Source organism: Microbacterium sp. PRC9 (genome assembly GCF_031844125.1).
Taxonomy (GTDB): Bacteria; Actinomycetota; Actinomycetes; order Actinomycetales; family Microbacteriaceae; genus Microbacterium.
This window is the reverse complement of record NZ_JAUZUR010000011.1, coordinates 20,990-46,528: the sequence shown is the minus strand read 5'-3', so window position 1 is coordinate 46,528 and position 25,539 is coordinate 20,990. Positions and strand designations below refer to the sequence as shown.

At 71.3% G+C, this 25,539-nt stretch carries 25 protein-coding genes and 3 tRNA genes; 10 read left to right on the top strand and 18 right to left on the bottom strand.

Annotation, left to right across the window (positions count from 1 at the left end):
- Nucleotides 1-56 precede the first annotated feature (56 nt).
- Nucleotides 57-1,271 (top strand): MFS transporter, encoded by a 1,215-nt coding sequence (locus Q9R33_RS19310; protein WP_311294803.1) that lies wholly within the window; start codon nucleotides 57-59, stop codon nucleotides 1,269-1,271.
- A 45-nt stretch (nucleotides 1,272-1,316) separates the two neighbouring features.
- On the opposite strand, the gene Q9R33_RS19305 is transcribed toward Q9R33_RS19310, so the two are convergent.
- From Q9R33_RS19305 to ftsH, 11 genes are read right to left on the bottom strand one after another with little or no spacing between them, the layout of a single operon-like run.
- Nucleotides 1,317-2,111, bottom strand: coding sequence for an MBL fold metallo-hydrolase (locus tag Q9R33_RS19305; protein WP_311294802.1), 795 nt, complete (start codon nucleotides 2,109-2,111; stop codon nucleotides 1,317-1,319).
- A gap of 27 nt (nucleotides 2,112-2,138) precedes the next feature.
- Nucleotides 2,139-2,984, bottom strand: coding sequence for a pantoate--beta-alanine ligase (panC, locus tag Q9R33_RS19300; RefSeq protein WP_311294801.1), 846 nt, complete (start codon nucleotides 2,982-2,984; stop codon nucleotides 2,139-2,141).
- Nucleotides 2,981-3,697 (bottom strand): Rossmann-like and DUF2520 domain-containing protein, encoded by a 717-nt coding sequence (locus tag Q9R33_RS19295; protein ID WP_056372505.1) that lies wholly within the window; start codon nucleotides 3,695-3,697, stop codon nucleotides 2,981-2,983. Before Q9R33_RS19295 ends, panC begins: the two co-directional genes overlap by 4 nt.
- Nucleotides 3,694-5,478, bottom strand: coding sequence for a PH domain-containing protein (locus tag Q9R33_RS19290; RefSeq protein WP_311294799.1), 1,785 nt, complete (start codon nucleotides 5,476-5,478; stop codon nucleotides 3,694-3,696). The genes Q9R33_RS19295 and Q9R33_RS19290 overlap by 4 nt, the downstream gene beginning before the upstream one ends.
- Nucleotides 5,475-6,071 carry a PH domain-containing protein gene (locus Q9R33_RS19285; protein ID WP_311294798.1) on the bottom strand — a complete coding sequence of 199 codons (597 nt, stop codon included), beginning with the start codon at nucleotides 6,069-6,071 and terminating at the stop codon, nucleotides 5,475-5,477. Before Q9R33_RS19285 ends, Q9R33_RS19290 begins: the two co-directional genes overlap by 4 nt.
- Nucleotides 6,016-6,510 carry a DUF3180 domain-containing protein gene (locus Q9R33_RS19280; RefSeq protein ID WP_311294797.1) on the bottom strand — a complete coding sequence of 165 codons (495 nt, stop codon included), beginning with the start codon at nucleotides 6,508-6,510 and terminating at the stop codon, nucleotides 6,016-6,018. Before Q9R33_RS19280 ends, Q9R33_RS19285 begins: the two co-directional genes overlap by 56 nt.
- Nucleotides 6,507-7,064: a 2-amino-4-hydroxy-6-hydroxymethyldihydropteridine diphosphokinase gene (gene folK / locus Q9R33_RS19275; protein WP_311294796.1), complete on the bottom strand. Its 558-nt coding sequence runs from the start codon at nucleotides 7,062-7,064 to the stop codon at nucleotides 6,507-6,509. Before folK ends, Q9R33_RS19280 begins: the two co-directional genes overlap by 4 nt.
- Nucleotides 7,061-7,456 carry a dihydroneopterin aldolase gene (gene folB, locus Q9R33_RS19270; protein WP_311294795.1) on the bottom strand — a complete coding sequence of 132 codons (396 nt, stop codon included), beginning with the start codon at nucleotides 7,454-7,456 and terminating at the stop codon, nucleotides 7,061-7,063. The genes folK and folB overlap by 4 nt, the downstream gene beginning before the upstream one ends.
- Entirely contained in the window at nucleotides 7,456-8,283 is an 828-nt protein-coding gene (gene folP / locus Q9R33_RS19265) for a dihydropteroate synthase (protein ID WP_311294794.1), read from the bottom strand. Before folP ends, folB begins: the two co-directional genes overlap by 1 nt.
- Entirely contained in the window at nucleotides 8,280-8,870 is a 591-nt protein-coding gene (gene folE / locus Q9R33_RS19260) for a GTP cyclohydrolase I (RefSeq protein ID WP_056372518.1), read from the bottom strand. Before folE ends, folP begins: the two co-directional genes overlap by 4 nt.
- A gap of 9 nt (nucleotides 8,871-8,879) precedes the next feature.
- Complete coding sequence (gene ftsH / locus Q9R33_RS19255) at nucleotides 8,880-10,889, bottom strand: ATP-dependent zinc metalloprotease FtsH (protein WP_056372521.1); 2,010 nt, start codon at nucleotides 10,887-10,889, stop codon at nucleotides 8,880-8,882.
- A 188-nt stretch (nucleotides 10,890-11,077) separates the two neighbouring features.
- Between ftsH and Q9R33_RS19250 the strand changes: the two genes are divergently transcribed.
- Nucleotides 11,078-12,118, top strand: a complete 1,041-nt coding sequence (locus tag Q9R33_RS19250; protein ID WP_311294793.1) for a hypothetical protein — start codon at nucleotides 11,078-11,080, stop codon at nucleotides 12,116-12,118.
- 6 nt (nucleotides 12,119-12,124) lie between these two features.
- Here the strand turns inward: Q9R33_RS19250 and hpt are convergent, their stop codons facing one another.
- Nucleotides 12,125-12,676 (bottom strand): hypoxanthine phosphoribosyltransferase, encoded by a 552-nt coding sequence (gene hpt, locus Q9R33_RS19245; protein WP_056372524.1) that lies wholly within the window; start codon nucleotides 12,674-12,676, stop codon nucleotides 12,125-12,127.
- A gap of 23 nt (nucleotides 12,677-12,699) precedes the next feature.
- Nucleotides 12,700-13,695 (bottom strand): tRNA lysidine(34) synthetase TilS, encoded by a 996-nt coding sequence (tilS, locus tag Q9R33_RS19240; protein WP_311294792.1) that lies wholly within the window; start codon nucleotides 13,693-13,695, stop codon nucleotides 12,700-12,702.
- Nucleotides 13,696-13,863: 168 nt separating this feature from the next.
- Here tilS and ppa point away from each other — a divergent pair, with 168 nt between their 5' ends.
- Entirely contained in the window at nucleotides 13,864-14,397 is a 534-nt protein-coding gene (gene ppa / locus Q9R33_RS19235; protein ID WP_056372528.1) for an inorganic diphosphatase, read from the top strand.
- Between the two features lie 68 nt (nucleotides 14,398-14,465).
- Here ppa and Q9R33_RS19230 read toward each other — a convergent pair whose 3' ends face one another.
- Nucleotides 14,466-15,782: a peptidoglycan DD-metalloendopeptidase family protein gene (locus tag Q9R33_RS19230; protein ID WP_396654135.1), complete on the bottom strand. Its 1,317-nt coding sequence runs from the start codon at nucleotides 15,780-15,782 to the stop codon at nucleotides 14,466-14,468.
- Nucleotides 15,783-16,103: 321 nt separating this feature from the next.
- Here Q9R33_RS19230 and Q9R33_RS19225 point away from each other — a divergent pair.
- The 3 genes from Q9R33_RS19225 to Q9R33_RS19215 all read left to right on the top strand — a co-directional run bounded on the left by Q9R33_RS19225 (nucleotide 16,104) and on the right by Q9R33_RS19215 (nucleotide 16,420).
- Nucleotides 16,104-16,176, top strand: a tRNA-Glu gene (locus Q9R33_RS19225).
- 20 nt (nucleotides 16,177-16,196) lie between these two features.
- Nucleotides 16,197-16,270 (top strand) — tRNA-Asp (locus tag Q9R33_RS19220).
- Between the two features lie 77 nt (nucleotides 16,271-16,347).
- A tRNA-Phe gene (locus Q9R33_RS19215) sits at nucleotides 16,348-16,420 on the top strand.
- Between the two features lie 70 nt (nucleotides 16,421-16,490).
- On the opposite strand, the gene Q9R33_RS19210 is transcribed toward Q9R33_RS19215, so the two are convergent.
- The gene (locus tag Q9R33_RS19210) at nucleotides 16,491-17,048 is read right to left on the bottom strand and encodes a dihydrofolate reductase family protein (RefSeq protein WP_056364678.1); all 558 of its coding nucleotides are present in this window, start codon (nucleotides 17,046-17,048) and stop codon (nucleotides 16,491-16,493) included.
- A 145-nt stretch (nucleotides 17,049-17,193) separates the two neighbouring features.
- Between Q9R33_RS19210 and Q9R33_RS19205 the strand changes: the two genes are divergently transcribed.
- From Q9R33_RS19205 to Q9R33_RS19195, 3 genes are read left to right on the top strand one after another with little or no spacing between them, the layout of a single operon-like run.
- Nucleotides 17,194-17,670 (top strand): DUF2975 domain-containing protein, encoded by a 477-nt coding sequence (locus Q9R33_RS19205; RefSeq protein ID WP_311294790.1) that lies wholly within the window; start codon nucleotides 17,194-17,196, stop codon nucleotides 17,668-17,670.
- Nucleotides 17,670-17,915, top strand: coding sequence for a helix-turn-helix transcriptional regulator (locus Q9R33_RS19200; protein WP_056366551.1), 246 nt, complete (start codon nucleotides 17,670-17,672; stop codon nucleotides 17,913-17,915). Before Q9R33_RS19205 ends, Q9R33_RS19200 begins: the two co-directional genes overlap by 1 nt.
- Nucleotides 17,912-21,745 (top strand): SCO7613 C-terminal domain-containing membrane protein, encoded by a 3,834-nt coding sequence (locus Q9R33_RS19195; protein ID WP_311294789.1) that lies wholly within the window; start codon nucleotides 17,912-17,914, stop codon nucleotides 21,743-21,745. The genes Q9R33_RS19200 and Q9R33_RS19195 overlap by 4 nt, the downstream gene beginning before the upstream one ends.
- Before the next feature lie 9 nt (nucleotides 21,746-21,754).
- On the opposite strand, the gene Q9R33_RS19190 is transcribed toward Q9R33_RS19195, so the two are convergent.
- Both Q9R33_RS19190 and Q9R33_RS19185 read right to left on the bottom strand, forming a co-directional pair.
- Nucleotides 21,755-22,270: a glycine cleavage system protein R gene (locus tag Q9R33_RS19190; protein ID WP_056364688.1), complete on the bottom strand. Its 516-nt coding sequence runs from the start codon at nucleotides 22,268-22,270 to the stop codon at nucleotides 21,755-21,757.
- 33 nt (nucleotides 22,271-22,303) lie between these two features.
- Entirely contained in the window at nucleotides 22,304-22,960 is a 657-nt protein-coding gene (locus Q9R33_RS19185) for a DUF305 domain-containing protein (RefSeq protein ID WP_311294788.1), read from the bottom strand.
- 181 nt (nucleotides 22,961-23,141) lie between these two features.
- On the opposite strand from Q9R33_RS19185, the gene Q9R33_RS19180 reads away from it, so the two are divergent.
- Nucleotides 23,142-24,941: a hypothetical protein gene (locus Q9R33_RS19180; protein ID WP_311294787.1), complete on the top strand. Its 1,800-nt coding sequence runs from the start codon at nucleotides 23,142-23,144 to the stop codon at nucleotides 24,939-24,941.
- 93 nt (nucleotides 24,942-25,034) lie between these two features.
- On the opposite strand, the gene Q9R33_RS19175 is transcribed toward Q9R33_RS19180, so the two are convergent.
- The gene (locus tag Q9R33_RS19175) at nucleotides 25,035-25,400 is read right to left on the bottom strand and encodes a hypothetical protein (RefSeq protein ID WP_311294786.1); all 366 of its coding nucleotides are present in this window, start codon (nucleotides 25,398-25,400) and stop codon (nucleotides 25,035-25,037) included.
- Between the last annotated feature and the right edge of the window lie 139 nt (nucleotides 25,401-25,539).

Here is a 25,539-nt window from a genome sequence, read left to right as displayed (position 1 = left end):
CGCGAGTAAGGTCGGGGGCGGCCCTTCGAACGCCCTCGACACGATCGGACGACGCGATGTCGCAAGCTCGTCGCACGATGTCGGATGTCGCCGGGTTCTGGGTCGTCGCGGCCGCGTTCACGAGCGTCACCGCCTATGCCACAGTCCCGACGCCCCTGTACCCGCTGTACCAGGCGGCCGACGACTTCCCCGTTCCGGTCGTGACGTTCATCTTCGCCGCGTTCGCGGTGGGGGTCGTCTTCAGCCTCTTCCTGGTCGGCCACATCAGCGACTGGGCGGGACGCCGCCGGATGGCGGTGACCGCGGTGCTCGTCTCGGCGCTCGCGGCCATCATCTTCCTCGTGTGGAACTCGGTTCCGGGCCTCATCGTCGCGCGGTTCGTCGACGGGGTCAGCGTCGGCATGCTCAGCGCCGCGGCGACGGCCCACCTCGCCGAGCTGCGCGCAAGAGCCCGCCCCGCGGAGACTGCGGTGGTTGCGGCGTCGGTCGCCGGAGCCGCCAACCTCGGCGGGCTGGCGCTCGGCCCCCTGGTGGGCGGCCTGTTCGCCGAGTTCGCCCCCGACCCCCTCGAGCTGCCGCACTTCGTCTTCCTCGTGCTCTTCATCGCCGCGGTGTTCGTTCTGCGCCACGTGCCCGAGACGGTCGACACGTCGGCGCGGCATCCGGCCTACCGACCGCAACGGCTGGCGTTCCCCGCCGGATCCGGCGCGGCCTTCGCTGCGGCGGGCACCGGCGCGGCCGCCTCGTTCGCGCTGTTCGCGCTGTTCACGTCGCTGGCGCCGACATTCCTCCACGACACGTTCCACGTGTCCGACCACCTCGTGGACGGTGCCACCGTCTTCGCCGTCTTCGGCGCCGCGGCGCTCGCGCAGCTGCTGCTGGTCCGCGTCGCCCAGCGGGCGCAGCTCCTCATCGCCATCCTGTGCTTCGTCGTCGGACTCGTGTCCATCGCCGCGGGCGCCCTGATCCCCGCGCTCGCGCTCTTCATCGGGGGCGGGATCGTCGCCGGGTCCGGCGCCGGCATCATGTTCCGCTCGGCGATCGCCGCGGCCGGGGCGCTCTCGGCGCCCGACCGCCGGGGCGAGACGCTCGCACTTCTCTTCCTCATCGCCTACGGGGGACTCGTCGCACCCGTGCTCCTCGTGGGCCTGAGCCTTCCGTTCGTGGGCGAGACGACGGTGCTCCTCGTCTTCTCCGCCGTCGTGCTCCTCGCGACGCTCGGCGCGGGTGTCGCCATGCGCCGCCACTCGCTCCCGGCACGCACGCGATAGGGCGACCGGGCAGGGTGATCCCGGCTGTGGCCTCCGCGGATCACCTCAAGGCAGGTCGACCGGCACCCCGAGCGGTGCCCAGCGGATGCGCTCCCGCACCGGCCCCGGGGCGGCGTCGAAGACCGCCGCGGCGGCCTCCTCCTGCTGCGAGAAATGGCTCCAGCCCTCGACATGGACGGGCACGGCGACGCCGGGCTGGGCGAGTCCGATCAGTTCGACCGCGTCATCGGCGTCCATCGTGTACGCGAGCGGACCCGTGAGCGGGAACTTCACGGCACCGATGTGGACGAGCGCCACGTCGGGCAGCATCCCGGTCGCCGCGCGCCGCAGGCCGCCGTACAGGACGGTGTCGCCCGTCATCCACAGGCCGGGCCGGGCGGCGCCCGCGAGCGAGAGCGCGAACCCGACGACGGGTCCGACGATCGGACCGGTGAGCGGGGCGCCGTGCCGGCACGGGGTCGCGGTGACGACGAGGTCGCGCTTGCCCTCTGCGGTGAGGGTGACGGCATCGCCGGTGGCGAGGCCCCGGGCGTCGGGATGTGCGCCGTCCTTCGTCAGCGCCTTCGCGCCCGCGACGGTGGTCAGCACCGTCCGCGCCGCCGACAGCCCGGCCCGACCCGCGTCGTCGAGGTTGTCGGCGTGGTGATGGTGGCTCAGCAGCACCACATCGACGGGGCCGATCTCGTCGAGCGGGATGGCGGGACCGGTGGTCTTGCGCGACGACGTGCCCAGCGCGAAGGAATAGGTGCGGCCCGGCGGGTCGAACGTCGGGTCCGTGAGGATCCGCCACCCTTCCCATTCGACGAGGGCGGTCGGACCGCCGATCCGCGTGACGCGCATGTCGCCTCCCAGCCCTTGTTCCCGGGGTCAGCCCAGGTAGATGTCGGCGTTGTCGATGAACCGATGCCCCGCCACAGAGGCGGCGATGAGAGCGAGGGCGGGACCGCTGCTGCCCTCGTCGACGGGCAGGAACGTCGCCGGGTCGACGACGCTCAGGTACTCCAGCCGGATGCGCGGCTCCCCCATGAGCGCAGACTGAGCGGCGGCGATGCACGCGTCCACGCCGCGGTCCGCGTTCGCAGCGGCCGCGTCGAGCGCGGCCGGCAGGAGCGCGGCGGCGGCGAGGTCGCGCTCCTCGAGCATGCCGACCCGCGTCGACACGGGCAGGCCGTCGTCCCCGCGCACGGTCTCCACCGTCGCGACCTCGACGTCGAAGAACAGATCGCGGATCATGCGGCGGACGAGGAAGACCCGCTGCCGGTCCCGCTCGCCGTAGACGGCGACGTCCGGGTCGACGAGGTGGAAGAGCTTCGCCTCCACCGTGAGGAGCCCGTCGAAGTAGAACGGGCGCGCACGCCCTTCGTAGCGGAGGCCGAGATCGCCCGCGGTGACCTTCGTCGTCGCGGAGCCGGTGGGGAGCAGCTCGTTCGCGTCGGGCGCGAACACGACCTCGACACCGAGCGACTCGAGGAGGCGCTCGTCCTCGTCGGGCGTCCGGGGATACGCCGCGAACTCTGCCGGCGACGCGAAACGCAGCGGATTGACGAACACCGAGACGACCACGACGTCGGCGACTTCACGCGCGCGATGGACGAGGTCGATGTGCCCGTCGTGGAGCGAACCGATGGTGGAGATGAGCGCGATGCGCGCCCCCGGGGCGGCGGCGCGGACCTCGGCGAGCCGAGCCCGCAGCTCGTCGACGGTGCTGATCATCCTTGGATCGTAGCGGGGGGTTCGCCCCGCGCCGGACCAGAGCCTGCTTCTGCCAGCGCCTGATCGAGCGTGGTGTGCGCGAGAGCCGACAGGAACGACCCGGGATACGGCACCCCGGCCTCCGCCAGCAGCGCGGCCGCCTGGTGCACGATGGACCGTGAGAACACCCGCGCCGTCGCGATCGCCTCCCCGTATGCGGGACGCGCCGACTCTTCGACGACGACAGGCTCGCAGCCGAGTTCGACGGCGAGCGCCTGCGCGATCGGCAGCACGGGAGCGGGTGCGGTGACAGCCGCGTACGCACTGGAGAGCGCCCGCAGATCCATCGAGGTCCCGGTGAACTCGATCGCGGGGTGCACGGCGAGCGGGATCACGCCCTTCGCCACGGCGGCCGACAGGATCCCGGTGCCGAAGGTCGGATCCGTGTGCAGCACGAGCTGCCCCGGCTGCCACGCGCCGACCTCGGCCAGACCGCTGACGAGACCCTCGAGCTGGTCGTGCGGCACCGCGACGAGCACGAGCTCGCTCCGGCGGGCGACCTCGGTCGCGTCGAGCACGGGAACTCCGGGCAGGATGGCCTCGACCCGCTCGGGATCGGAGCCTTTCGTGACGCCCACCAGCGCGTGCCCGGCCCCGCCGAGCGCAGCGCCGAGCACGGGCCCGACCCGGCCGGCGCCGATGATGCCGACCCCGAGACGGCCCTCGCGGCTCACTCTCGGTCCTCCCCCGGCTTCGGAACGACGATGTAGCCCGCCGGCGGCGGGGGCACGGATGCTGCCGCCTGGGCATCTGCGCCGGCAGCAGGTGGAGCGGGCACCGCAGCGGCCGGCGCGTACACCTCGGGGGTCAGGGAGACGGAGTCGGCAGCTTCCGGTTCGTCCTCAGCCCAGCGGTGGGTGCGGTCGACCAGCGCCGCGCGCACCGACCCGTGGGCGACGTCGTCGAACAGCGCCAGGGCGGCGTCGCGGTCGACGGCCGCGAGGAACGGCGACACCGGACCTGTGACGACGTGCGCGCGCACGTTGGTCACGCGCGACGCGCGGTCGAGCGGCCCCTGGTGGAGCCCGAAGCTCTGCAGGCGCGCGAGCGGGAGGATGACGAGCTTGCGCCACACCACGCCGCGCCGCATCAGGAGCACGTCGTCGGTGAGGCGGAAGCCGTTGCGGCGGTACGAGAACGGCCGGATCCACCACGCGCGCTTCGGCGTGTTCGTGAAGGTGTCATCGTCGGTCGGCCCGAACATGCCCTGCCGCACGATGAGCGCCCGCTCGTCGTCGGGCAGCGAGGGCTGGAGCAGGCGCAGCACCCGCTCGACGTCCGCCGCGGTGCCCACCGGCAGCACCGTCGTGAACTGATCGGTCGTGGTGTCGGCGGCGCTGCGGCCGGTGAGGCGGTTGATGCGGATCGTCCACCACCCGGCGGGGCGCCAGAAGACCCCCTGCGTCACTTCGACGGCATGCACCCGGCCGGGCGGGACGATCTCGGTGATCGTCGTGAAGAGCCCGAACGTGATGCGCACGCCGTCGGGCGTCGGCGCGATCGAGTAGCGCAGCGAGCGGACGATCGAGCGCACCCAGTACGCGCCGAAACCGATGATCGCGGGCACGAAGCCGAGCAGCAGCCACGTCACGCCCTGGCTGACACCGATCACGATGGCGATGATGGCGAACAGCAGTCCGAGCGTCGACGCGCTGAGGACATGGGATGCCACGAGCCGGCCGACCGGGATGTGCACGACCGATTCCCGTTCGGCGACGGGGGCCTCGGGTCCCTCGATGAGCCCCGTGATCTCGCGTCCGACGGTCTGACTGAGGGACGCCACCCTGCCGGCCTGTCGCGACGCGGCCCCACTGCCGGGGCCGGCGGCCATCGCGAGGCGGCGCCCCGACGCGAGGCGGAGGATGTCGGCGCGGACCGCCTCGGCATTGGCGGTCGAGAGGTACTCGAGCTTGACGTTCGCGTCGGTGCCCGCGCCGACGACCTCGAGCTTGGCCATGCCCAGCAGCCGCGCGATCATCGGCCGCGTGAGATTGACGCCCTGTACACGGTCGAGAGGCGCACGCCGCTGCGTGCGGAACAGGATGCCGCTGCGCACCTCGACGTCGTCGTCGGTGATGCGGAAGGTGTGGAAGCGCCACGAGGTGTAGAACACCGCGACGAGCACGATGAGAACCGCGAGGACGGCGACCCCCGCCAGCACGTAGAGGTTGTTCGCGATGATGAAGTCGATGGGGTCGCCGCCGACCTGCTCCCACTCCACGACCTCGTCCCCCACCCCGGGCGCGAGCCACGGCAGGAAGATGTACAGCAGGCGGTCGCGCAGGTTCGCGAAGACGATGCCGATGACGACGATGAGGAACAGGCCGCCGCGCAGCAACGGCGTCAGCGGGTGCAGCCGGTGCCACTCGCCGTCACTCAGCGGCGATCGCACCAGCTGCGGCGGCGGAACGCCGGGGCCGGCAGGCGTCGCCTCAGGAGGGGGAAGCGTGCTCATAGCCCGGTACGGCGGCTCTCGGCGACTTCGACGAGGTGGTCGCGGAGGGTCTCGGCGGTGGACTGCGCCAGCCCCGGGATCACCACGCCTGTCGCGGCGGCGGCCGTCACGAACTTGAGCTGCGCGATGCCGAAGCCGCGGTCGAGCGGACCGTGCGTGATGTCGATGAGCTGCATGCGACCGTAGGGCACGGCGACGAAGCGCTGCCACAGGATGCCGCGACGGAAGACGAGGTCGTCGTCGCGGAGCTGGTAGCCGATCGCCCGCGCCTGCCGCGGAAGGATGGCGAGGGTCCACGCGAGGATCACGGTCATGATGCCGCCGGGGATCCACGCCCACAGCTGGTGCATCAGCAGCGCGAGCACGAGCGTGGCGGCGATGACGATCAGCAGGAACGACCCCGTCGAGATCAGCTGCACCGTCACGTACTTCGGCGAGATCTGGTGCCACACCCCGCCCTCGAGCGCGAGACGGTTCTCGGACCGCGGCTCGACGAGCTCCTCGAACTCGGGGGCGGTGACGGGCACCGCGGCCGTCTCAGTGGTCGTGGATGCGCGGTTCGAGTCCGGAATCTTCTCCGGGCTGTTCGTCATCGTCGTCCTTCCGGATCGTGCACAGGTGCTCCGCGACCAGACCCGCGGCGACCAGCAGGGCGCCGCACACGGTCGTCGCGATGACCGTTCCCAACGAGCCTAGCGAGGGCGTGACCGGCCGGGTCGAAAGGAAGATCCACAGGCCTGCGCCCAGCCCGCCGATCGCGGCGCCCACGATGCTCGACGCCTTCGCGAGCATCGCGATGCGCACGGCGCGGAACGGGTCGACCGTCGTCTTGGCGGTGCCGTGGGTGGCACGGCGGATCGGGACCGCGAGGGCGATCACGACCACACCGAGCAGCACGAGGAGGATGGGCAGGGTCACGGCGGGCGTGAACGTGGGGCTCCCCGCGGAGGTCAGCAGCTGGTCCACGAGGAAGCCCGCCGCGACCCCGAGGACCGCGGCGATGATCAGCACGCCCGCACTGGTGCGCTTCATCGGCCCTCCGTCCGCAGCCGGCGCAGCGCCTCGTCGACTCGGCCGACACCCGGGAGCACCGCGTCGGGGTCGACGGCCAGCCACGGCCCGAGCACGAAGTCGCGCTCGGCCGCGCGCGGATGCGGCAGCAGCAGGCGCGGATCGTCGCTGACCACGTCGCCGTAGGCGATCAGGTCGAGGTCGAGCGTGCGGTCCTCCCAGCCTCCCTCGCGCGCGGAACGCGCGACCGACCGTACCCGGCCGTGCCGCTGCTCGATCGCGTGGAGGTAGCCGAGCAGCACCGAGGGCGCCAGGCGTGTGGTGAGGATCGCGACGGCGTTCAGGTACGCCGGAGCGGAGGCATCCGGTCCTTCCGGCTTCAGCGCGACCGACTCGACCGGCTCCGACACGCGGACGGCGTCGACGAGCGGCACGCGGGCGAGGTCCTTGATGGCCGCGGTCATCGTCTCTGCGCGGTCGCCGAGGTTGGCACCGAGCGCCACGACGGCTTCGACCGCCTCGCGCGGATGGCGTGCGGGGTCGCCGTCGAAGCCCTGGGCGAGTCGACGGTTCACGAGCCCACCGTCGACGCCGGCTCGGCGGGGCGGCCGCGGCGGATGGTGACCGCCACATCGGAGAACGGAACAGTGATCGGTGCCTGCGGCTTGTGCACCGTGACCGCCACCATCCGCACGAGGTCGTACGTGAGGAGGTCGTCGGCGATGCGCGCCGCGACGCCCTCGATGAGGTTCAGCGGCTCGCCGCCGACCAGCTCGACGATGCGCTCGGCGACCTCGCCGTAGTGCACGGTGTCGGCGACGTCGTCGGTCTCGGCCGCCTCCGTCGTGCTGAGGTACAGGGTCACGTCGACGACGAACTCCTGGCCCTCGCGGCGCTCGTCCTCGAACACCCCGTGGTACCCGTAGGCGCGCACACCGGTGAGCGTGATCTCGTCGATGAAGTCCATCAGCCCTCCCGGCCGCCTGTTCGATCCACACCGGCCCAGCGCTCGGCGACCACCAGAGCATCTCGTGTGGCGCCGACATCGTGGACGCGCACCGCCCACACACCCGCCTGCGCCGCGAGGACGCTGGTCACCGCCGTCGCCAGGTCGCGCCGTGCCTCGGAGGCGTCGGCGGGATCTGCCGCGAGCGCGTCCGCCAGGAACCGCTTGCGGCTGGTGCCGATGAGCACCCGCTGCCCGATCCCGACGAAGCGGTCGAGACCCCGCAAGGTCTGCCAGTTCTGCTCCCCGCGCTTGCCGAAGCCGATGCCGGGGTCGACGATGATCCGCGCGGGATCGATGCCGGCCTGCGCGGCAGCCTCCATCCTGGCGGTGAGTTCGCGCGTCACCTCGGCCACGACGTCGTCGTAGACGGCACGCGCGTACATGTCGGCGGAATGGCCGCGCCAGTGCTGCAGCACCACGTCCGCATCGGTCGAGGCGACGGCCGCCAGCATCCCGGGGTCGGCCATGCCGCCCGAGACGTCGTTGACGATCCGCGCGCCCGCCTGGACGGCCAGGGCGGCGGTCGAGGCGTTCATCGTGTCGATGCTGACGACGACGCCTGCGTCCGACAGGGCGCGCACGACGGGGATCACCCGCTCCTGCTCGACGTCCGCAGCCACGCGCTCAGCGCCCGGCCGAGTCGACTCGCCGCCGATGTCGAGGATGTCGGCGCCCTGCGCCCGAAGCAGCAGTCCGTGGGCGACGGCGGCCTCGGCATCCACGTACCGCCCGCCGTCGCTGAAAGAGTCGGGCGTCACATTGACGACGCCCATGATGAAGGTCATGAGCGGCCGGCCCCGATCAGCGCGACCAGCTCGGCGCGCGCGGCCGGTTCGGCGAGCTCCCCGCGGGCGGCGATCGTCACCGTCGAGGCATCCGGCTGCCGTCCGCCACGCATCGTCACGCACTCGTGCGAGGCGTCGAGCACCACGAGCACGCCGCGGGCGTCGAGGGAGCCGGCGATCACGTCGGCGATCTGCTCGCCCAGGCGCTCCTGCACCTGCGGCCGCGACGACAGGATGTCGACGACCTTGGGCAGTGCGCCGAGGCCGACGACCCGCTCGCCGGGGAGGTAGGCGAGGTGCGCGTGCCCGCGGAAGGGCAGGAGGTGGTGCTCGCACACCGAGCGGAAGATGATGTCGCGCAGGATCACCGCGCCAGACGGCAGGGTGTCGGGAGCGGGGCCGCGCGACACCGAGATCGTGTGCGCGAGCGGGGCGGCAGCATCCGCCCCCACCCCCGCGAAGAACTCGGCGTACGCGTCGGCGACCCGCTCGGGTGTCTGCTTCAGTCCGGGGCGCTCGGGGTCTTCGCCGATCGCCTCGAGCAGTTCGCGCACGAGCGCGGCGACGCGCTCACGATCGACGGCCATAGGCCGAGCCTACGCGGTCGCCGGGCGCGCCTGTCCGGTGGGGCGGCGCTTGGTCGCCTTCTCGGCAGCCGGCAGCTCGTCGGCTTCGACGCTCGCGGCGAGTCCTGCCTCGTCGCGACGCTGCGGGACCTCCACGGGCGGCAGCTCCGAGACGGGACGCTGCTCGCTCGACAGCCACTGCGGGCGCGGCGGGAGACGCTTGACATCCTTGAAGATCTCGGCGAGCTCGAGGTGGTCGAGCGTCTCCTTCTCAAGAAGCTCCAGAGCGAGCTTGTCCAGCACCGCGCGGTTCGCGTTGATCACCTCGTACGCCTCGTTGTGCGCCTGCTCGATGAGGTCGCGCACCTGGACGTCGACCCGCTCGGCGACGCGCTCCGAGAACTCCCGGCCGTGGCCCATGTCGCGGCCCATGAAGACCTCGCCCGAGGACTGGCCGAGCTTGACCGGGCCGATGTCGCCGGTCATGCCGTACTCGGTGACCATCTTGCGGGCGATGTTCGTCGCCTTCTCGATGTCGTTGGACGCGCCGGTCGTCGGGTCGTGGAAGACGATCTCCTCCGCGACGCGACCGCCCATCGCATACGTGAGCTGGTCCTGCAGCTCGTTGCGGGTGACGGAGTACTTGTCGTCGAGGGGCAGCACCATCGTGTAGCCGAGGGCCTTGCCGCGCGGAAGGATCGTGACCTTCGTGACGGGGTCGGTGTGGTTCATCGCCGCCGCCGCGAGCGCGTGGCCGCCCTCGTGGTACGCCGTGATGAGCTTCTCCTTGTCCTTCATCACGCGCGTGCGGCGCTGCGGGCCGGCGATCACGCGGTCGATGGCCTCGTCGAGCGCGCGGTTGTCGATCAGCTGCGCGTTCGAGCGGGCCGTCAGGAGCGCGGCCTCGTTCAGCACGTTGGCGAGGTCGGCACCGGTGAAGCCGGGCGTCTTGCGGGCGACGACCTCGAGGTCGACGCCGTCGGCGAGCGGCTTGCCGCGGCCGTGCACCTCGAGGATCTTCGTGCGGCCCTTGAGGTCGGGGGCGTCGACGCCGATCTGGCGGTCGAAGCGGCCCGGGCGCAGCAGCGCCGGGTCGAGGATGTCGGGGCGGTTCGTCGCCGCGATGACGATGACGTTCGCCTTGGGATCGAAGCCGTCCATCTCGACGAGCATCTGGTTGAGCGTCTGCTCGCGCTCGTCGTGACCGCCGCCCATGCCGGCGCCGCGGTGGCGGCCGACGGCGTCGATCTCGTCGATGAAGATGATGGCGGGAGCGTTCTCCTTCGCGTTGTTGAAGAGGTCGCGCACGCGGCTCGCGCCGACGCCGACGAACATCTCCACGAAGTCCGAGCCCGAGATCGAGTAGAACGGCACACCGGCCTCCCCCGCGACCGCGCGGGCGAGGAGCGTCTTGCCGGTTCCGGGAGGGCCGTACAGCAGCACGCCCTTCGGGATGCGGGCGCCGACCGCCTGGAACTTCGACGGGTCCTTCAGGAAGTCCTTGATCTCCTCGAGCTCTTCGATCGCCTCGTCGGAGCCCGCGACGTCCTGGAAGGTGACCTGCGGCATCTCCTTCGTCACGAGCTTCGCGCGCGACTTGCCGAACTGCATGACCTTGCTGCCGCCGCCCTGGGCGCTCGACAGCAGGAACCAGAAGAGGAGACCGAGCAGCAGGATCGGCAGGAGGAGCGAGATGAAGCCGTCGAACCACGTGGCACGCGGGACGGCGTCGTTGAAGCCGTCCTTGGGGTTCGCCTCGTTGATCGCGGTGACGACCTCGTCAGCGCGCGCCGAGACGTAGTAGAACTGCACGTCGGAGGCGCCCTCGTACTCCTTCGAGAGCTTCATGTCGACCCGCTGGTCGCCGTCGGTGTTGACGACCTCGGTGACTGTGTCGCCCGAGAGCAGCTCCAGACCCTCCTGCGTCGAGATCTGCTTCGCGCCGCCCAGGCTCGAGATGAGCGAGAAACCCACGATGAGGAAGACCCCGATCAGCAGGACGTAGAAGAGCGGGTTGCGGGTGATCTTCTTGAAGTCCATGGCGCGGGCGAGAGCCCGACCCCTTTCGTCGACGTGCCGCCGCGGACGGGAAAACCCCCGTCGACGGTTGAATCAGGGTATCGCGCGATTCCTAGGCGCCGTCTGTGCATTCGCCCCGGGCGTAATCACAGTCCGCCCGATAGCGTTGGGGGCGAAGCGCCGCACGAGCCCACGACGAGGAGGACCCCGTGCCCCGCATCCACCCCTCGCTCATCGTCCTCACCGCAGCGGCCGTCGCCCTGACCGGCTGCGCGTCCGCTCCGGAGGCGCTGACGCCCTCCGAGATCGTCGCCGAGATCTCCTGCGCGGGCATGGATCCCTTGGGCGGCGACCCCGGCGGAGCCGGAACCATGCCCGATGACTTCGAGCCCGTCGCCGCGGTCCGCTGCGTGCCCTTCCAGACCGTCGAGGACGACGAAGGCATCTGGTCCGTCGTCCTCCGTGAGCGGCTCGAAGGCGATCTCACGGCGCTCCTGCGTGCTCAGGCGGAGCCCGACGACGGGCGCTCCCCGGGACCATGCGCGGCGATCGCGATGATCGCCCCGCAGATCTGGTTGACGGATGCCGCGGGCCGAGGCATCCGTGTCCGCTATCCGGCCGACGGCTGCAGCCAGCCGAAGCTCGACCTGATCGGCGATGCACTGGCCGGGCTCGCCGTCGTGCAGACCGACGAGGAGCAGCGCACGCTCACGCAGCCGCGCGCCGCGCTCGAGGCCGGATGCGCGCCGACGTGGTCGGCCCGTCCGCTTCAGATCGCCTCACCGAAGGATCTCGAGGAATGGGAGGGCACGCTCGACGCACCCGCCCCCGCGCCGACGTCGACGGGGATCCAGACCATGCCGTGGGCACCGCCGCGGACGCCCGCACCCGGCGAGGTCGAGGCGCTCCGCCTGTGCGCGTACTCGACCGACGATGCCGCGAACCCGTCGGCGACGCCCACGGCCGGCGCGGCGACCTGGGCCACCGTCGACGTGGAGGGCACCGCGTGGTTCACCGGCAGCCGTCAGCTCGACGCCGCCGAGACGCGCGCAGTGCTCGAGGCGGCAGCATCCGCTCAGCCGATGCCGGAGCCGTGCGACGACATCCCCGGTTCCCTGGTCGTGCTCGACGCGAACGCGGAGGGGAAGGCACCGATCACGGTGGAGCTGGACGGATGCCGCCGGCTCATCGTCGACATGGTCTCGACGTACGCCGCGCCACCGGCGCTCGCCGACATGCTCGCCGGCTGACCGGGATCAGCTGTAGACGTGCGGCGCGAGCACGGCCACGTCGCGCAGGTTGCGGTACTTCTCGGCGTAGTCGAGGCCGTAGCCGACGACGAACTCCGTCGGGATGTCGAAGCCGACGTACCGGCAGTGCACCTCGACCTTGGCGGCCTCGGGCTTGCGCAGCAGCGCGAAGACCTCGACGGATGCCGCACCGCGGGCCGCGAAGTTCTCCAGCAGCCAGCTGAGGGTCAGACCCGAGTCGATGATGTCCTCGACGATGAGCACGTGCTTGCCGAGGATGTCGGTGTCGAGGTCTTTGCGGATCTGCACGACACCGCTGGACTTCGTGCCGGCGCCGTAGGACGACACCGCCATCCAGTCCATCGTCACGTGCTTCTTGAGCGCGCGCGAGAAATCGGCCATGACCATGATCGCGCCCTTGAGGACTCCGACCAGCAGAAGGTCTTCGTCGGCGTAATCCTCGGCGACCTGCGCCGCGATCTCGTCGAGCTTGGCTCGGATCTCCTCCTCGGTGACGAGGACTTCGGTGATGTCGCTGGAAACGTCGGCCGCGCGCATGCGACGAGTCTAGAGGGGCACACTCAACGGGCGGTGAACTCGACGCGCCCGCCGACGCGGCGGGCGCGGCATCCGGGAAGATCGATGGGTCCCTGACCCGACCAGTCCATGACCAGGCGCGCCACCTCGAGCGTCTGCGTCCGCGTGAGGCTCTCGTGGAACTCGCTGGCCACGACGTGCCGGATGATGCGGTTGCGCAGTGCCGCCGGGTTGGCGACGAGCGCCGCCGCCGACACCGAGATGCCGGCCTCGGCGTGCTCGACGATGTCCTCGATCGTCTCGTCGATCATCTCGTCGAACGCCTCGGCGTCTTCGCGCAGCTGCGCTGCCGTGCGGGCGAGCGCCTCGGCGATCCCCGGGCCGAGTTCGGATTCGAGCACCGGCAGCACCGTCTCGCGCACGCGCACGCGCGCGAACCGCGGGTCGGCGTTGTGGGGGTCGTCCCAGGGCTCGAGCCCCTCGGCGGCGCACGCGGCGCGGGTCGTGACACGACGCACGCCCAGCAGCGGGCGCAGCAGCGCGACGCCCTCGAGAACGGATGCCTCGGCCATGCCCTGCAGGCTCGTGGCGCCCGCGCCGCGGGCGAGTCCGAGCAGGACCGTCTCGGCCTGGTCGTCGAGCGTGTGGCCGGTGAGGATCGCGGCCGCACCGATCGCCCGCGCCCCGTCGGCCAGGGCGCGGTAGCGCGCCTCGCGCGCCGCTGCCTCCGGACCGCCTGCTGCATCGACCTCGACGCGCGCCACATGGGCCTCGAGCCCGAGCGCCTCGGCCTTCGCGGCCGCGGCGGCGGCAGCATCCGTCGATCCGTCCTGCAGGCCGTGGTCGACGGTGAGCGACGCGGCGCGCAGTCCTCGCTTCGGGGCCTCGAAGGCCGTCGCGGCCGCCAGCGCGAGGGAATCCGCTCCGCCCGACAGCGCGACCAGCACGGTCGCATCCTCTTCGAGGCCCGCCAGCGCGCCGCGTACGGCGAGCCGCACCTCGGCGACGGCGGGGTCGAGTCCGGGTCTGCGCTCCTCCACCCGCCCACCGTACCGGGGACGACGTACCGTTCTCAGGATCGGAGCCTCGCGGTCACGCATGTCCGCGGCGTGTCGCGCCTGTGCGCGCCGACGATCCTGAGTTAGTGCCCGATAGGCGCCCGAACTAGGCTGGTCGCGGCAATCCACAGTCTTCGAAGGAGCACCACTATGGGCGCGTACGACGCCGTCATCGAGATCCCGCGCGGCAGCCGCGTGAAGTACGAGGTCGACCACGGCACGGGCCGCGTCTTCCTCGACCGCATCCTCTACACGCCCATGGGCTACCCGACCAACTACGGGTTCTTCGAGAACACCCTCGGCGAGGACGGCGACCCGCTCGACGTGCTCGTGATCCTCGACGTCGACCTGGCCCCCGGCATCCTCGCGAGCGTCCGCCCCGTCGGCGTGCTCAAGATGAGCGACGAGGCCGGCGGCGACGACAAGGTCGTGGCCGTGCTGGCCAAGGACCCCCGCTGGGCGCACATCCAGGACGTCGGCGACATCTCCGAGTACCTGCAGAAGGAGATCACGCACTTCTTCGAGCACTACAAGGACCTCGAGCCCAACAAGTGGGTCAAGGTCGACGAGTGGGCGAACGCGGCAGAGGCCGAACGTCTGGTCGACGAGGCGTTCGCGCGCTTCGCACAGCACGAGGGCCAGACCGCGACCCAGGGTGAAGGCGTCGCGCCGAACACGCTCTGACCAGTGTCTTCACGCGAGAACCGGATGCCTCGGCATCCGGTTCTCGTCTTTTTCAGGTGTGTCCGGGGTCAGACCGAGATGCCCCGCGCCGCCATGAAGTTGATCGGGTTCGTCGTGCCGCCGTTGACGTAGGTCTCGAAGTGGAGGTGGCAGCCGAAGGAGTTGCCGGTGTTGCCTTCGCTCGCGATCAGTTGGCCCGCGTTGACCCACTGGCCGACGCCGACGAAGATGCCGCCGTTGCGGATGTGTCCGTAGCCGGTGCCGATGCCGCCGCCATGGTCGATCTTGATGTAATTGCCGTAGCCGCCGTTCGGGCCGGCGTAGACGACCCGACCGGCCGAGGCGGCGTAGATGCCTGAACTGCAGCCCGCGGCGAGGTCGACGCCGTAGTGGAAGCCGCTGGAGCAGTAGCTGTTGCCGCACTGCACGGTACGCGGGCCGTAGCCGGAGCTGCGCCAGCCGGATGACGGACGGGCCCAGCCCGAACCGACGACGGCTCCGCCGCCGCCACCGCCACCGCCGCCGCCACCTCCACCACCGCCGCCGCCCTGGTTCTGCTGGGCGAGGCGGTCGGCCTCCTCCTTCGCGCGGCGGGCTTCCTCCTCGCGGCGCAGGCGCTCCTGCTCGGCGCGGACGCGCTCGCCCTCCTGGTAGTCGGCGACGGTCTTGGCCGTCGCGTCCTGCAGGGCCGCGAGCTGGGCGTCGAGTTCGCCGCGCTTGGCGTTCTGCGCGTCGAGGGCGGCTTGCGCCTCGTCGGCGGCCTTCTGCGCGGCGACCATCTTCTCTTCGGCGATCTTCTGCAGCCGGTCGCGCTCCGCCCGCTGCACACCCGCCTGGTCGCTCAGGCTCTGCGCCGAGTCGCGAGCGGTGACGGCCTGGGCGTACACGTCCTGGTTGCGCTGGACGAGCTTGTCCATCGTGCCCAGGCGCGCCAGCAGGTCGTCGGCGCCGGCGGCCGATCCCGCGAAGAACAGCTCGAGCGACGTGTCGTCGCCGCCGTTGCGGTACAGCTGTGCCGCAACGCGGCCGGCCTTGTTCGCGGCGTCGATCGCGGCGGCGGCCTGCTCGTCGGCCTGCTGCTGCAGCTGGTCGGCGCGCAGCGCGGCGTCGAAGTACGCCTGCTGCGCGACGTAGAACTCGTCGGCCATCTGCTGCGCGACCTGCTGCTTCGCGGCGACATCGGCTTCGAGCCCGGCGATGAGCTGTTGGATCTTGGTGATCTCGGCGGCCTTGGCGGCCTCGTTGTTCTTCGCGGCGACGACGTCGTCCCACGACGGGTAGTCGGCGGCGAACGCCGGGGCGACGAGCGGGCCGAGCGTTCCGCCGGCGGCGCCGAGCGCGGCGACACCGAGGATTCCGAGCCCGAGCGCGGTGCGCCGATTCATCGCGGGCCAGAGCCGCCGCTGCTCGCGGGCAGACGGCGCGCACCCGCAGTCCACGGAGGCGTCGTCGGACACGGCCTGATCAGTGACGTTTTCGGGCTGCACCGGATCCCTCCCTCACGGCGTCAACTCGTTTCACACTAGCAACATCAGTAACATGCGCAACCCCCCAGAGGTGCGCGGCGACCGCCGCCTCGGGAAGCGGTCACCCGGTCAGTGTGCGCCTCGGGAACGCGATGCACAAGGGCGGCGCGCGCTCGATTCGCGTTTTCGCGAGGAGTTACGTATGCTTGGTCCTCGGCAGTGAGCCCCAAAGGTTCACCCGGCCCCATCGTTTAGCGGCCTAGGACGCCGCCCTTTCACGGCGGTAGCACGGGTTCGAATCCCGTTGGGGTCACTCCACAATTCAATAAGCATGGCCCTGTAGCGCAGTTGGTTAGCGTGCCGCCCTGTCACGGCGGAGGTCGCGGGTTCAAGTCCCGTCAGGGTCGCTCCGAGCGACGGGCCCTTTTTTCGAAGAGGGCCTTTCGTCTAGGACGCGGCAGGTCTTGTATGAGAGATGCCGTGCGGCTCTGTAGCTCAGTTGGTAGAGCGTTCGACTGAAAATCGAAAGGTCACCGGATCGATGCCGGTCGGAGCCACAAGGGCGAGCGTTACACTCGCCCCAGGAACCCCCGCGTAGCTTCTACATCGTGGGGGTTTCGTCTTTCTTCAGCGCCTGACGCGGTAGCCGAGGTACACGGACCCCTTCGCGAAGCGGCGCTCGCCGATGAGTTCCAGGTCGAGACGCAGCCCTTCGTCGAGGAAGCGGATGCCGCCCCCGACGACCGCGGGCGCGATCACGGTGTGCACCTCATCGAGGATGCCGGCACGCGCCGCAACCGAGGCGAGCCGACCGCCGCCGATCGCGATCGGGGTGGCCGAGGCATCCTTCATCCGTCTCACCTCATCAGGGTCGAACGTGGTGCGCAGCTCGGTACGGCGGGTCGTCACGGCCTCGAGGGTCGCGGAATAGACGACCTTGTCGACGTCACGCCACTGCAGCGCGAACGCGCGCTCGGCGGGCGAAAGGTCGTCGAGCGGGAAGTCCTCCCAGGCCTTCATGACCTCGTAGACGCGACGCCCGTAGAGGTGGGTGCGCGTGGGCGCCATCAGGTCGTTGACGAACGAGTGCACCTCGGCGTCGGGCGTGGCCCAGTCCCAGCGGCCGTCGGGGCCGGCGATGTAGCCGTCGAGTGAGGCGGAGTTGAAGTAGATCAGGGAGCCCACCCTTCGGCACGGTACGCGACGCGTCGCTCCCGGGCCAGCGTCTCGTTGCCAGCGAATCCTCAGCACGTCGCAGTTGCGAAGGGGACGGATGCTGAGGCTATTGTTTCTCGATAGGTACATACCGTTTATCGATAGGCAGGCTCGCATGCAGCGCACCACGATCGTCGTCCTGAAAGTCCTCATCGCGGCACTGCTCGCGCTGCTGCTGTGCTGCCAGGTGTTCGTGGTCCCGGCCGTCGCCGCCCAGTCGGCGGTGCGCTACTCCGAGATCGCGTACTTCGAGATCCCGGGCACGATCGTCGGCATCCTCTTCCTCCTGTGCGTGCAGGTGGTGCTCGTCTGCGTGTGGCGACTGCTGTCGCTCGTCCGCGAAGACAGCATCTTCAGCGAGAGCGCGTTCCCCGACGTCGACGTCAGTCTCGCTGCGGTCGCGTTCGCGACGTTCCTGGTGCTCGTCGCGCTCATCGCACTGAGCCTCACGGGATTCATGACGCCGTCGATCACCCTGCTCCTGCTGCTCGGCGTCGTGGTCGGCGCCGGCCTGTCGCTCTTGATCGTGGTGCTGCGGGGTCTGCTGCGGAAAGCCTCGCAGCTCGAGCACGACCTCTCGGAGGTGGTGTGATGCCGATCATCATCAACCTCGACGTGCAGCTCGCGAAGAAGAAGATGTCGGTCACCGACTTCGCCGCCGCGATCGACATCACGCCCGCGAACGTCTCGGTGCTGAAGAACGGGCGCGCGAAGGCGGTGCGCTTCACGACGCTCGACGCGATCTGCCGGGTGCTCGAGTGTCAGCCCGGAGACATCCTCGAGTGGGTGCCCGACGACCACCCGGCGGCGATCGCCGCGGCGGAGGGCGAGGCATGACCGCAGCGACGGCGAGTGGCAGGACGGCGCCGGCGTGGAGCTCGACGGCGATCGCGGAGCTCCTCGACGTCGTGCGCTGCCCGGTATGCGGCTCGGGCATCGTCGCCGAGCGGCGGTGCCCGGCCTGCGGCGCGGACTTCCGCGGCGCGATCGGCCGCGATCTGTGGGCGGCGTCCCAGGCCGCCGTCGATGCGCTCACGGCACGACAGCTCGTGCTCGAGCGCGTGCCGATCGTCCCGGCGGAGGCACCGAGCGCCGCCGTCGCTGCGGAGCCAGTCGTCGCCCACCGCCCTCCGGCTCCGTCGGCGACGCCCTCTCCGGCGGCCGGGCCTTCCGCGACTGTGCAGTCCGTGCTCGCGGTCGCGGGAGCCGGGCTCGTCGCGGTGGCGGCCGTCGTATTCACGTTCTTCAACCCCGACCTCGCCGACCCGCTGCCGCGCGCCGCGATCGTCGGAGCCATCGCCGCGGCGTTCCTGGGCGGATCGGCAGTCCTCGCGCGCCGCGGACTGCGCTTCTCCGCCGAGGCGATCGGCGCCCTCGGCGTGGTGTTCCTGGCCCTCACCATCGCGACGACGCTCGCGCTGCTTCCGTCCGGCCTGGACGGATGGATCTTCACCGCTCTGACGACGCTGGTCGCCGGCGGCGCCCTCGCCGGGCTCGGCCCGCGCGCCGGCATCCGCGCGTGGCTCTGGAGCGGCCTCGTGGCCCTGGCCTTCGTCCCCCTGATGCTCGGCCTCGCGACCCCCTCGGCACCCGCGGCGACGGCCGGCTGCCTGGCCTCGGCAGCCGCGGCGAGCGCGCTGGTCGCCTTCGCGTCCCGCAAGTCGAGCGGCTTCGGGCGCCCGCTGACCGCGGAGACCGTGACCCTCACCGTCGTCCAGTTCGGCTTCGTGGCCGCCGCGCTCGCGACGGTATGGGGAACGGATGCCTCCACCGGCGTCTCGCCCGCGTACCTCGCGAGCGCGACCCTGGTCGCGATCGCCGCCCTCGCCGCGGTATCCGCCCGGCACCTCGCAGGAGCGCTGTGGAGCGCTGTCGCCGGTGCGGCGATCGTGGCTGCCGCGGCGGTGCTGCCCCTCACCGCGGCGGGTCTCGACAACTGGCTTGCGGCGTTCCCCGTCGCCGCCGGCCTCGGGCTCGTCGTCGCGGGTGCGCTCAGCCCCCTGCATCGCGTGGTCGCGCGCGGTGCGTTCTTCGCCGGAGCCGTCGCGATCGTCGCCGCCGTCGCCGCGATCCCGACGCTCACCGCCTTCCTGACGCTGGGGGGCGTCATCGCCGGCCCGGGCACCGCCCTCCCGTCGGCGACAGGGCTCGCGCTCACGGTGGGGCTGGCTGCCCTGGCCTTGTCGCTCGCGTCGTTCGCGGCGATCACGACCCCGCACGGCGTCGCACTCGCCGGTGCGGTCGGGGACGAGGCATCCGTCCCCCTTGCCCACGGGTTCGGGGCGGACGCCGTGCCTTCGGGGCGCGCGCCGCACGCCCCGAGCGCACCCGAAGCGCCCCGAATCCCCGTCCCCGACACCGAACCGCTCGAGTCGTGGCGGCCGCCGGCCATCGGGACCCGATGGCTCGGATTCCTCGGGGCGTGGTACGCGGTGCTCGCGTTCCTCACGGTGCTCGCGCTGCCGGATCTCGAGGTGTGGGCGCGCGTCGCGATCGGGCTCGTCGCGGCGGTCGTGGCCGGCGGCGTCTCGACGACACGGCTGCGGGATGCCTCGGCCGCGGTCCGCATGCCGCTCATGGTGGGTGCGCACGCGGTCGTCGCCTTCGCCGCGGTGCTGTCGTGGCGCGATGACGACCTCACGGTGTGGGCGGGCGCCGCCGTCGTCGCGGCCCTCGGCGTGCTCGCGCTCACGGTGCCCCGCGCGGCGCGCTTCGTGCACGTGGGAGTCGGATTCGCCTACGCGCTGGTGGTGCTCGCGACGGCGCTCGCCCGTGCGGGCGCCGACCCGATCGTGGTGGTCTGTCTCACCACCTGCGCGGCAGGCGTCGTCGCCATCGCGGTCACGTTCGCCCGCCGAGTCCCGTCGCGCGAGTGGTACGCCGTCCTCGTCGTGACGGCCGTGCCCTTCGCCATCGGCGTGCTGCAGGTCGTGTTCGAGCGCAGCGGCTGGACCGCCTTGTCGACCGCGGTGATCTTCTGCCTCGCCCTGACGCTCGTCACGACGACACGACCGGGGCTCGGCATCGTCGTGCGCACGCTCGCCGCGGCGACCCTGGTGCCCGCCGTCGCGGTGGTCGCGGTGTGCCTCGGCGCGCAGCTGCTGCCCATGAGCGGCTCGCCGATCGTGCTCCCCGTCATCGCGGCGATCGTCGCCGGCGTGCTGGCGTCGGCGGACCTCCTCGCCGGCGCGCTCTCGCGACGCCTGCCGGCGGCACCCGTGCGGGCTGCAGGGCTCGCGGTCGAGGCATCCGCTCTCCTCACTGCCGTGATCGCCGTCGGACTCTCTCTCGTTCGCACGTCGGCGGGGCTGCCGACCACGCTGCTCGTGCTCGTGATCCTGGGCATCGGGTTCGTCGCGACCGCCCTCTTCTCGCCGCGCCGCTACGCGTGGCCGCTCGCCGGCACGGCGTTCACGGGTGCTCTGTGGAGCGCGTGGGGCATCGTCGGCGTCACGGGCCTCGAGCCGTACCTGCTGCCCCCCGCCCTCGGCGTCGCGATCGTCGCTGCCTGGCTGACCGCGCGCGGGCGTCCGGCCGTCGGCCTGTACTCCGTGGGCCTCGCCGTTGCAGTGGTCCCCGTGCTGATCGCGCTCGCGCTGGACGGCACGGATGCGGCGATGCCCGCCCTCGCGATCGACGCCGGCTTCCCCGCCCGGGCATACGCGCTCGTGGGCGCGGCCTGGGCGCTGGTGGCAGCATCCGTCATCGTGTCCCGTGCGTCCGCGCCTCGTGTGCGCCGCTTGCGGCTGCTCAGCGCGCCGACGCTCGCCGTCGCGATCACGGCGGCCGCGGCCGCCGCGGTGCAGGGGGTGCGGTGGGGTACGGGGCTCGACGCCGCGCCCACGGATCCGCTCATCGTCGCGGCGCTCGCGTTCGGGCTCGTCGGCGCCGGCGCAGCGGCGAGCGCCGCCCGATTGCTGCACGTCGGGGCGACACCGGGGACGCTGCTCTCGCGGACGCGCTGGCTCGGCGCCCCCGCCGTGCTGATCGTCGGGGTCGCGGCGTGGCCGGCGATCGAGCGGGACTGGTCCGTCATCTGGACGATGTGGGCGCTGCTGCTGGCGCTGCTCGCGCTCATGGTGGCCGTCGCCGCGCGAGGCCTTCGGGCGCCGACCGCGCTGCCACCGGTGTGGTTCCTGTTCGCGGTGTCGTTCGCGACGGCGGTGGTCGCGTGGAGTCCTCGCGACCTGCGCGTCGAGTGGTTCTCGCTGCCGCTCGGGCTCTTCCTCCTCGCGGCCGGGGCGCTCGCGCTGCGCCGGCCCGCACCGTTCGCGCCCACGAGGTCGTTCGAGGCGTGGCCCGCAGGCTGGACCGGGTCGTGGCCACTGCTCGCGCCGGGGCTCGTGACGATGCTGAGCGCGTCGGTCGCGGCGACCTACACCGACCCGCGCACGTGGCGCGCGATCCTCGTGATGGCGATCGCCCTGGTCGCGATCCTGGTGGGAGCCACCCGGCGCCTCGCCGCGCCGTTCCTCATCGGGATCGTCGTGCTGCCTGTCGAGAACGTGCTGGCGTTCATGGTGCAGATCGGCCGGGGGATCGAAGCGATGCCGTGGTGGATCACACTGTCGGTGGTGGGAGCGGTGCTGCTCATCATCGCCGTCGGCTACGAACGGCGAGCCGGCGACGGCACCGGGCTCGCGGCACGGCTCCGCGACCTCGCCTGACCGCGCGGCTCAGGACTCGAAGGTGACGTCGACCTGTATCTCGGTCGCGAGCCGCTCGAGCTCCTGGGTGAGGGCGGCGAGATCGACGGATGCCGGGATCCGGGCGGTCACGGTCGCCTCGAACAGCCGACCGCCGTACATCGCCGCCTCCCGCGTCTCGGTGGTCATGCGGTCGATGCTGATGTCGTGGGAGCGCAGGACCGTCGTCATCTCCCTGACGATGCCCGGGTGGTCGTTGCCGATCACTTGAAGGGTCAGCGGACGCATGGCGGCAGCCTCGGGTGAGGGCTCGGAGCCGGTGCTGACCGTGACGGAGAGCAGCCCGTCGAGCACCGACAGCGACTCACGGAGCTCGTCCGCGCGCGCCGGGACGACCGAGACCTCCACGACGCCGGCGAACACCCCCGACAGCTCGGCGAGCTGGCTGTTCTCCCAGTTGCCGCCGTGGCGGTCGACCACATCGGCGACGGCCGCGACGAGACCGGCTCGATCGCCTCCGACAAGCGTGAGCACGAGGATCGTCATGGCTCACAGCGTACCCACCGGGCGTCGGCGGATTCAGTCGGATCGCTCGGCGAGCATCGAGGTCATGCGCGAGATCTCGATGCGCTGATCGGAGTCGAAGTGGTTGGCGAGCTGCGCGAGCTCCGCCTCCGCACCGTCGGCGCTGCCGAAGAGCTCCGTGATCATCACGAGGGCACCCTGGTGGTGCTGGATCATCGACTGCAGGAACAGCGTGTCGAAGCCCTCCCCCTCGGCGGCCTCGAGCGCTTCCATCTGCTCGGGAGTCAGCATCCCGGGCATGAGCGCGTGCTCGTCGTGCGCAGCATCCGGATCCCTCACCGGCTCGCCGCGGTTCTGAAGCCACGTCTCGAGCTGGACCATCTCGTCTTCCTGGCTGACCCGCATGCGCTCCGCGAGGAGACGGATGTCGCGGTCAGAGGTGCGGTCCTCGACGTAACCCGTCATCTCCAGCGCCTGTGCGTGGTGGTGCAGCATGTCGCGGACGAAGACCACGTCGGTCTGGGTGTGCGCCTCCGGCGTCATCTCCAGCTGCTCGCCCGGCGCGAGCGTTCGGCCCTCCTCACCGGGAGCGCCCAGCTGCACGACGGGGGCGGTCGAGGTCGGGCGAGGTTCGGGCGGCGTCGCGGTGCATCCGGTGAGCGCGAGCGCGATGGCGAGCACAACGCTCATCCGAGCGACGACTGGGGTCACAGAACGCTCCTCCGACACCGATGGCGGGGCCCGAAGTGCCCGAATCGATCCTAGCCAGGAGACACAGAAGACCGATAGATTCCGAGCATCGGCCTCCCCCAGGGCCTGGTTCGCGCACGCTGTCGTGCACGAGCTCCTGCCGGAGGCATCCGTTTCCAGCGCAGTGAGAGGGGCACGTCCGATGAAGAACTCCCGATCCGCGCGATGGCGCAGACGCACGCTCGCCGCAGCAGGAGCACTCCTGCTCGGCGCGTCGGTGCTGACGGCCACCGCCGCCTCCGCCGAGAGCGACCCCCGCGAGGGTGCGCCCGCCGGCTACCTCGACGTCCCGGAGATCACGAGCAACATCGAGCTGCTCGCGACGCTTCCGCGCGTCGCGCCGTTCGATGCCCCTCCGGGCAACTTCGGCTTCGTGAACTCCGACCTCGCCTTCACCGGCGACAACGCCATCGTCGGCAACTTCAACGGCTTCCAGGTCTACGACGTCTCGGATCCCGCGGCCCCCACGCTGCGCGGTTCGTTCGTGTGCCCCGGTGGTCAGGGCGACGTGTCGGTCTACGGGGACCTCTTGTTCATGTCGGTCGAAGAGACGCGCGGCCGCATCGACTGCGGCGCGCAGGGCGCCACCGGAAGCGTGAACCTCGAGCGGTTCCGCGGCGTGCGCATCTTCGACATCAGCGACATCGACCACCCGGTGCAGCTGCCCGGTGTGCAGACGTGCCGCGGATCGCACACGCACACCCTGGTCACCGACCCCGACGACCCGGCGAACATCTACATCTACAACTCGGGGACGTCGGGCGTCCGCCCGGCCGCCGAGCTCGCCGGGTGCGAGAACGCCGCGCTCACGCAGAGCCCGGTGACCACCGGCAACCCGACGCAGTGGCGCATCGACGTCATCAAGGTGCCGCTCGCGGAGCCCGGCAAAGCGTCGGTCGTGAGCCAGCCGCGCATCTTCACCGACGTCGCGACGGGTGCCTACAACGGATTGCAGAACACGCTCCCGGGCGCTCAGCATCCGTCCGGCACGAACTACTCGCCGCTGCCGAACACGAACACCTGCCACGACATCACGGCGTACCCCGAGATCGGCCTGGCCGCCGGCGCCTGCCAGGGCAACGGCATCCTGCTCGACATCAAGGACCCGGCGAACCCGGTGCGACTGGACGCGGTCTCCGACCCGAACTTCTCGTACTGGCACTCGGCCACGTTCAACAACGACGGCACGAAGGTGATCTTCACCGACGAGTGGGGCGGCGGCACGTCGGCCCGCTGCCGCGCAACGGACAAGCCCGAGTGGGGTGCTGACGCCCTGTTCGACATCGTCGGCGGCAAGCTGCAGTTCGCGAGCTACTACAAGCTGCCCGCGGTGCAGACCACGCAGGAGAACTGCGTCGCCCACAACGGATCGATCGTGCCGGTGCCCGGTCGTGACGTCATGGTGCAGGCCTGGTACCAGGGCGGGCTGTCGGTGATCGACTTCACCGACACGAAGAACCCGAAGGAGATCGCGTATCTCGACCGGGGCCCGATCAACACGCCCAACCCGACCGGGCTCAACCTCGGCGGGTACTGGTCGACGTACTGGTACAACGGCAACGTCCTCGGCAGTGAGATCGCGCGCGGCTTCGAGACCCTCGGGCTCACGCCGAGCCCGTGGATGTCGGCCAACGAGATCGAGGCCGCCGGAGAGATCCAGCAGGCCGAGTTCAACGCCCAGCTGCAGACGAAGCTCGAACATGCGCCGAGCTTCGCGGTGGTCGGGGCGTACGTCGATCAGGCGGAGCGCGCCGGGTCGCTGACGCCGAAGGCGATCGAGCAGGTGCGCAAGCACCTGGCGGAGGCCGAGGTGCTCTCGGGCGACGGCAGCGCGAACCGCGCCGTCGCCGCGCAGCTCGACAACGCCGCTCGCAAGTCGGGCGCCGCGCCCGGCTCCGACGTGGCCGAGTCGATCGCGGCACTCAGGGCGCTGTACAGCTGACACGACGCCGATCACAGCGGCGGTGCCCGACGGTCTTCGGACCGTCGGGCACCGGTCGTTGCGCGTGTGGTCGGCGGACGGGTCTGCGATGTCTCAGCGCGGGACGAGCTCGGAGGTGACCGGGAAGGACAGGACGAAGCGCTCGGGATCGGCGCCGACGGCGGATGCCGCGCCATACTCATCCGCGACCACCGTGACGCCGCGGGGGCTCGCCTCGGCGATCCGCACCGGTCGCTCGGTGCCATCCGCGAGGCGAAGGGTCCACCGGTCTGCGAGGTAGCCGATGCCGAGCTCTTCGAGCAGCTCCTCGGCGGCGAGCCACTCGAGGTCCGCGACGCCGTCGGGCGTGCGGTCACGGCCGAGCAGGTCGAAGACGCGGAAACCGCCGCCCGAGGCGAGCATCCAGCCCAGGATCTCGCCGTCGGCGCGGCGGTGCTCGATCCAGTCTGCAGGCAGCATGGGAAACGAGCGTAGCGACACCGACGCCGCAAGGCGACGCGGATCACCCACAACCCGCGCCGCGGTCGGGCAGGCGGACGCGGCATCCGGGTAGCATCCCCTTCAGAGATCGCACGTGGGGATGCGCGGTCCCGACGCG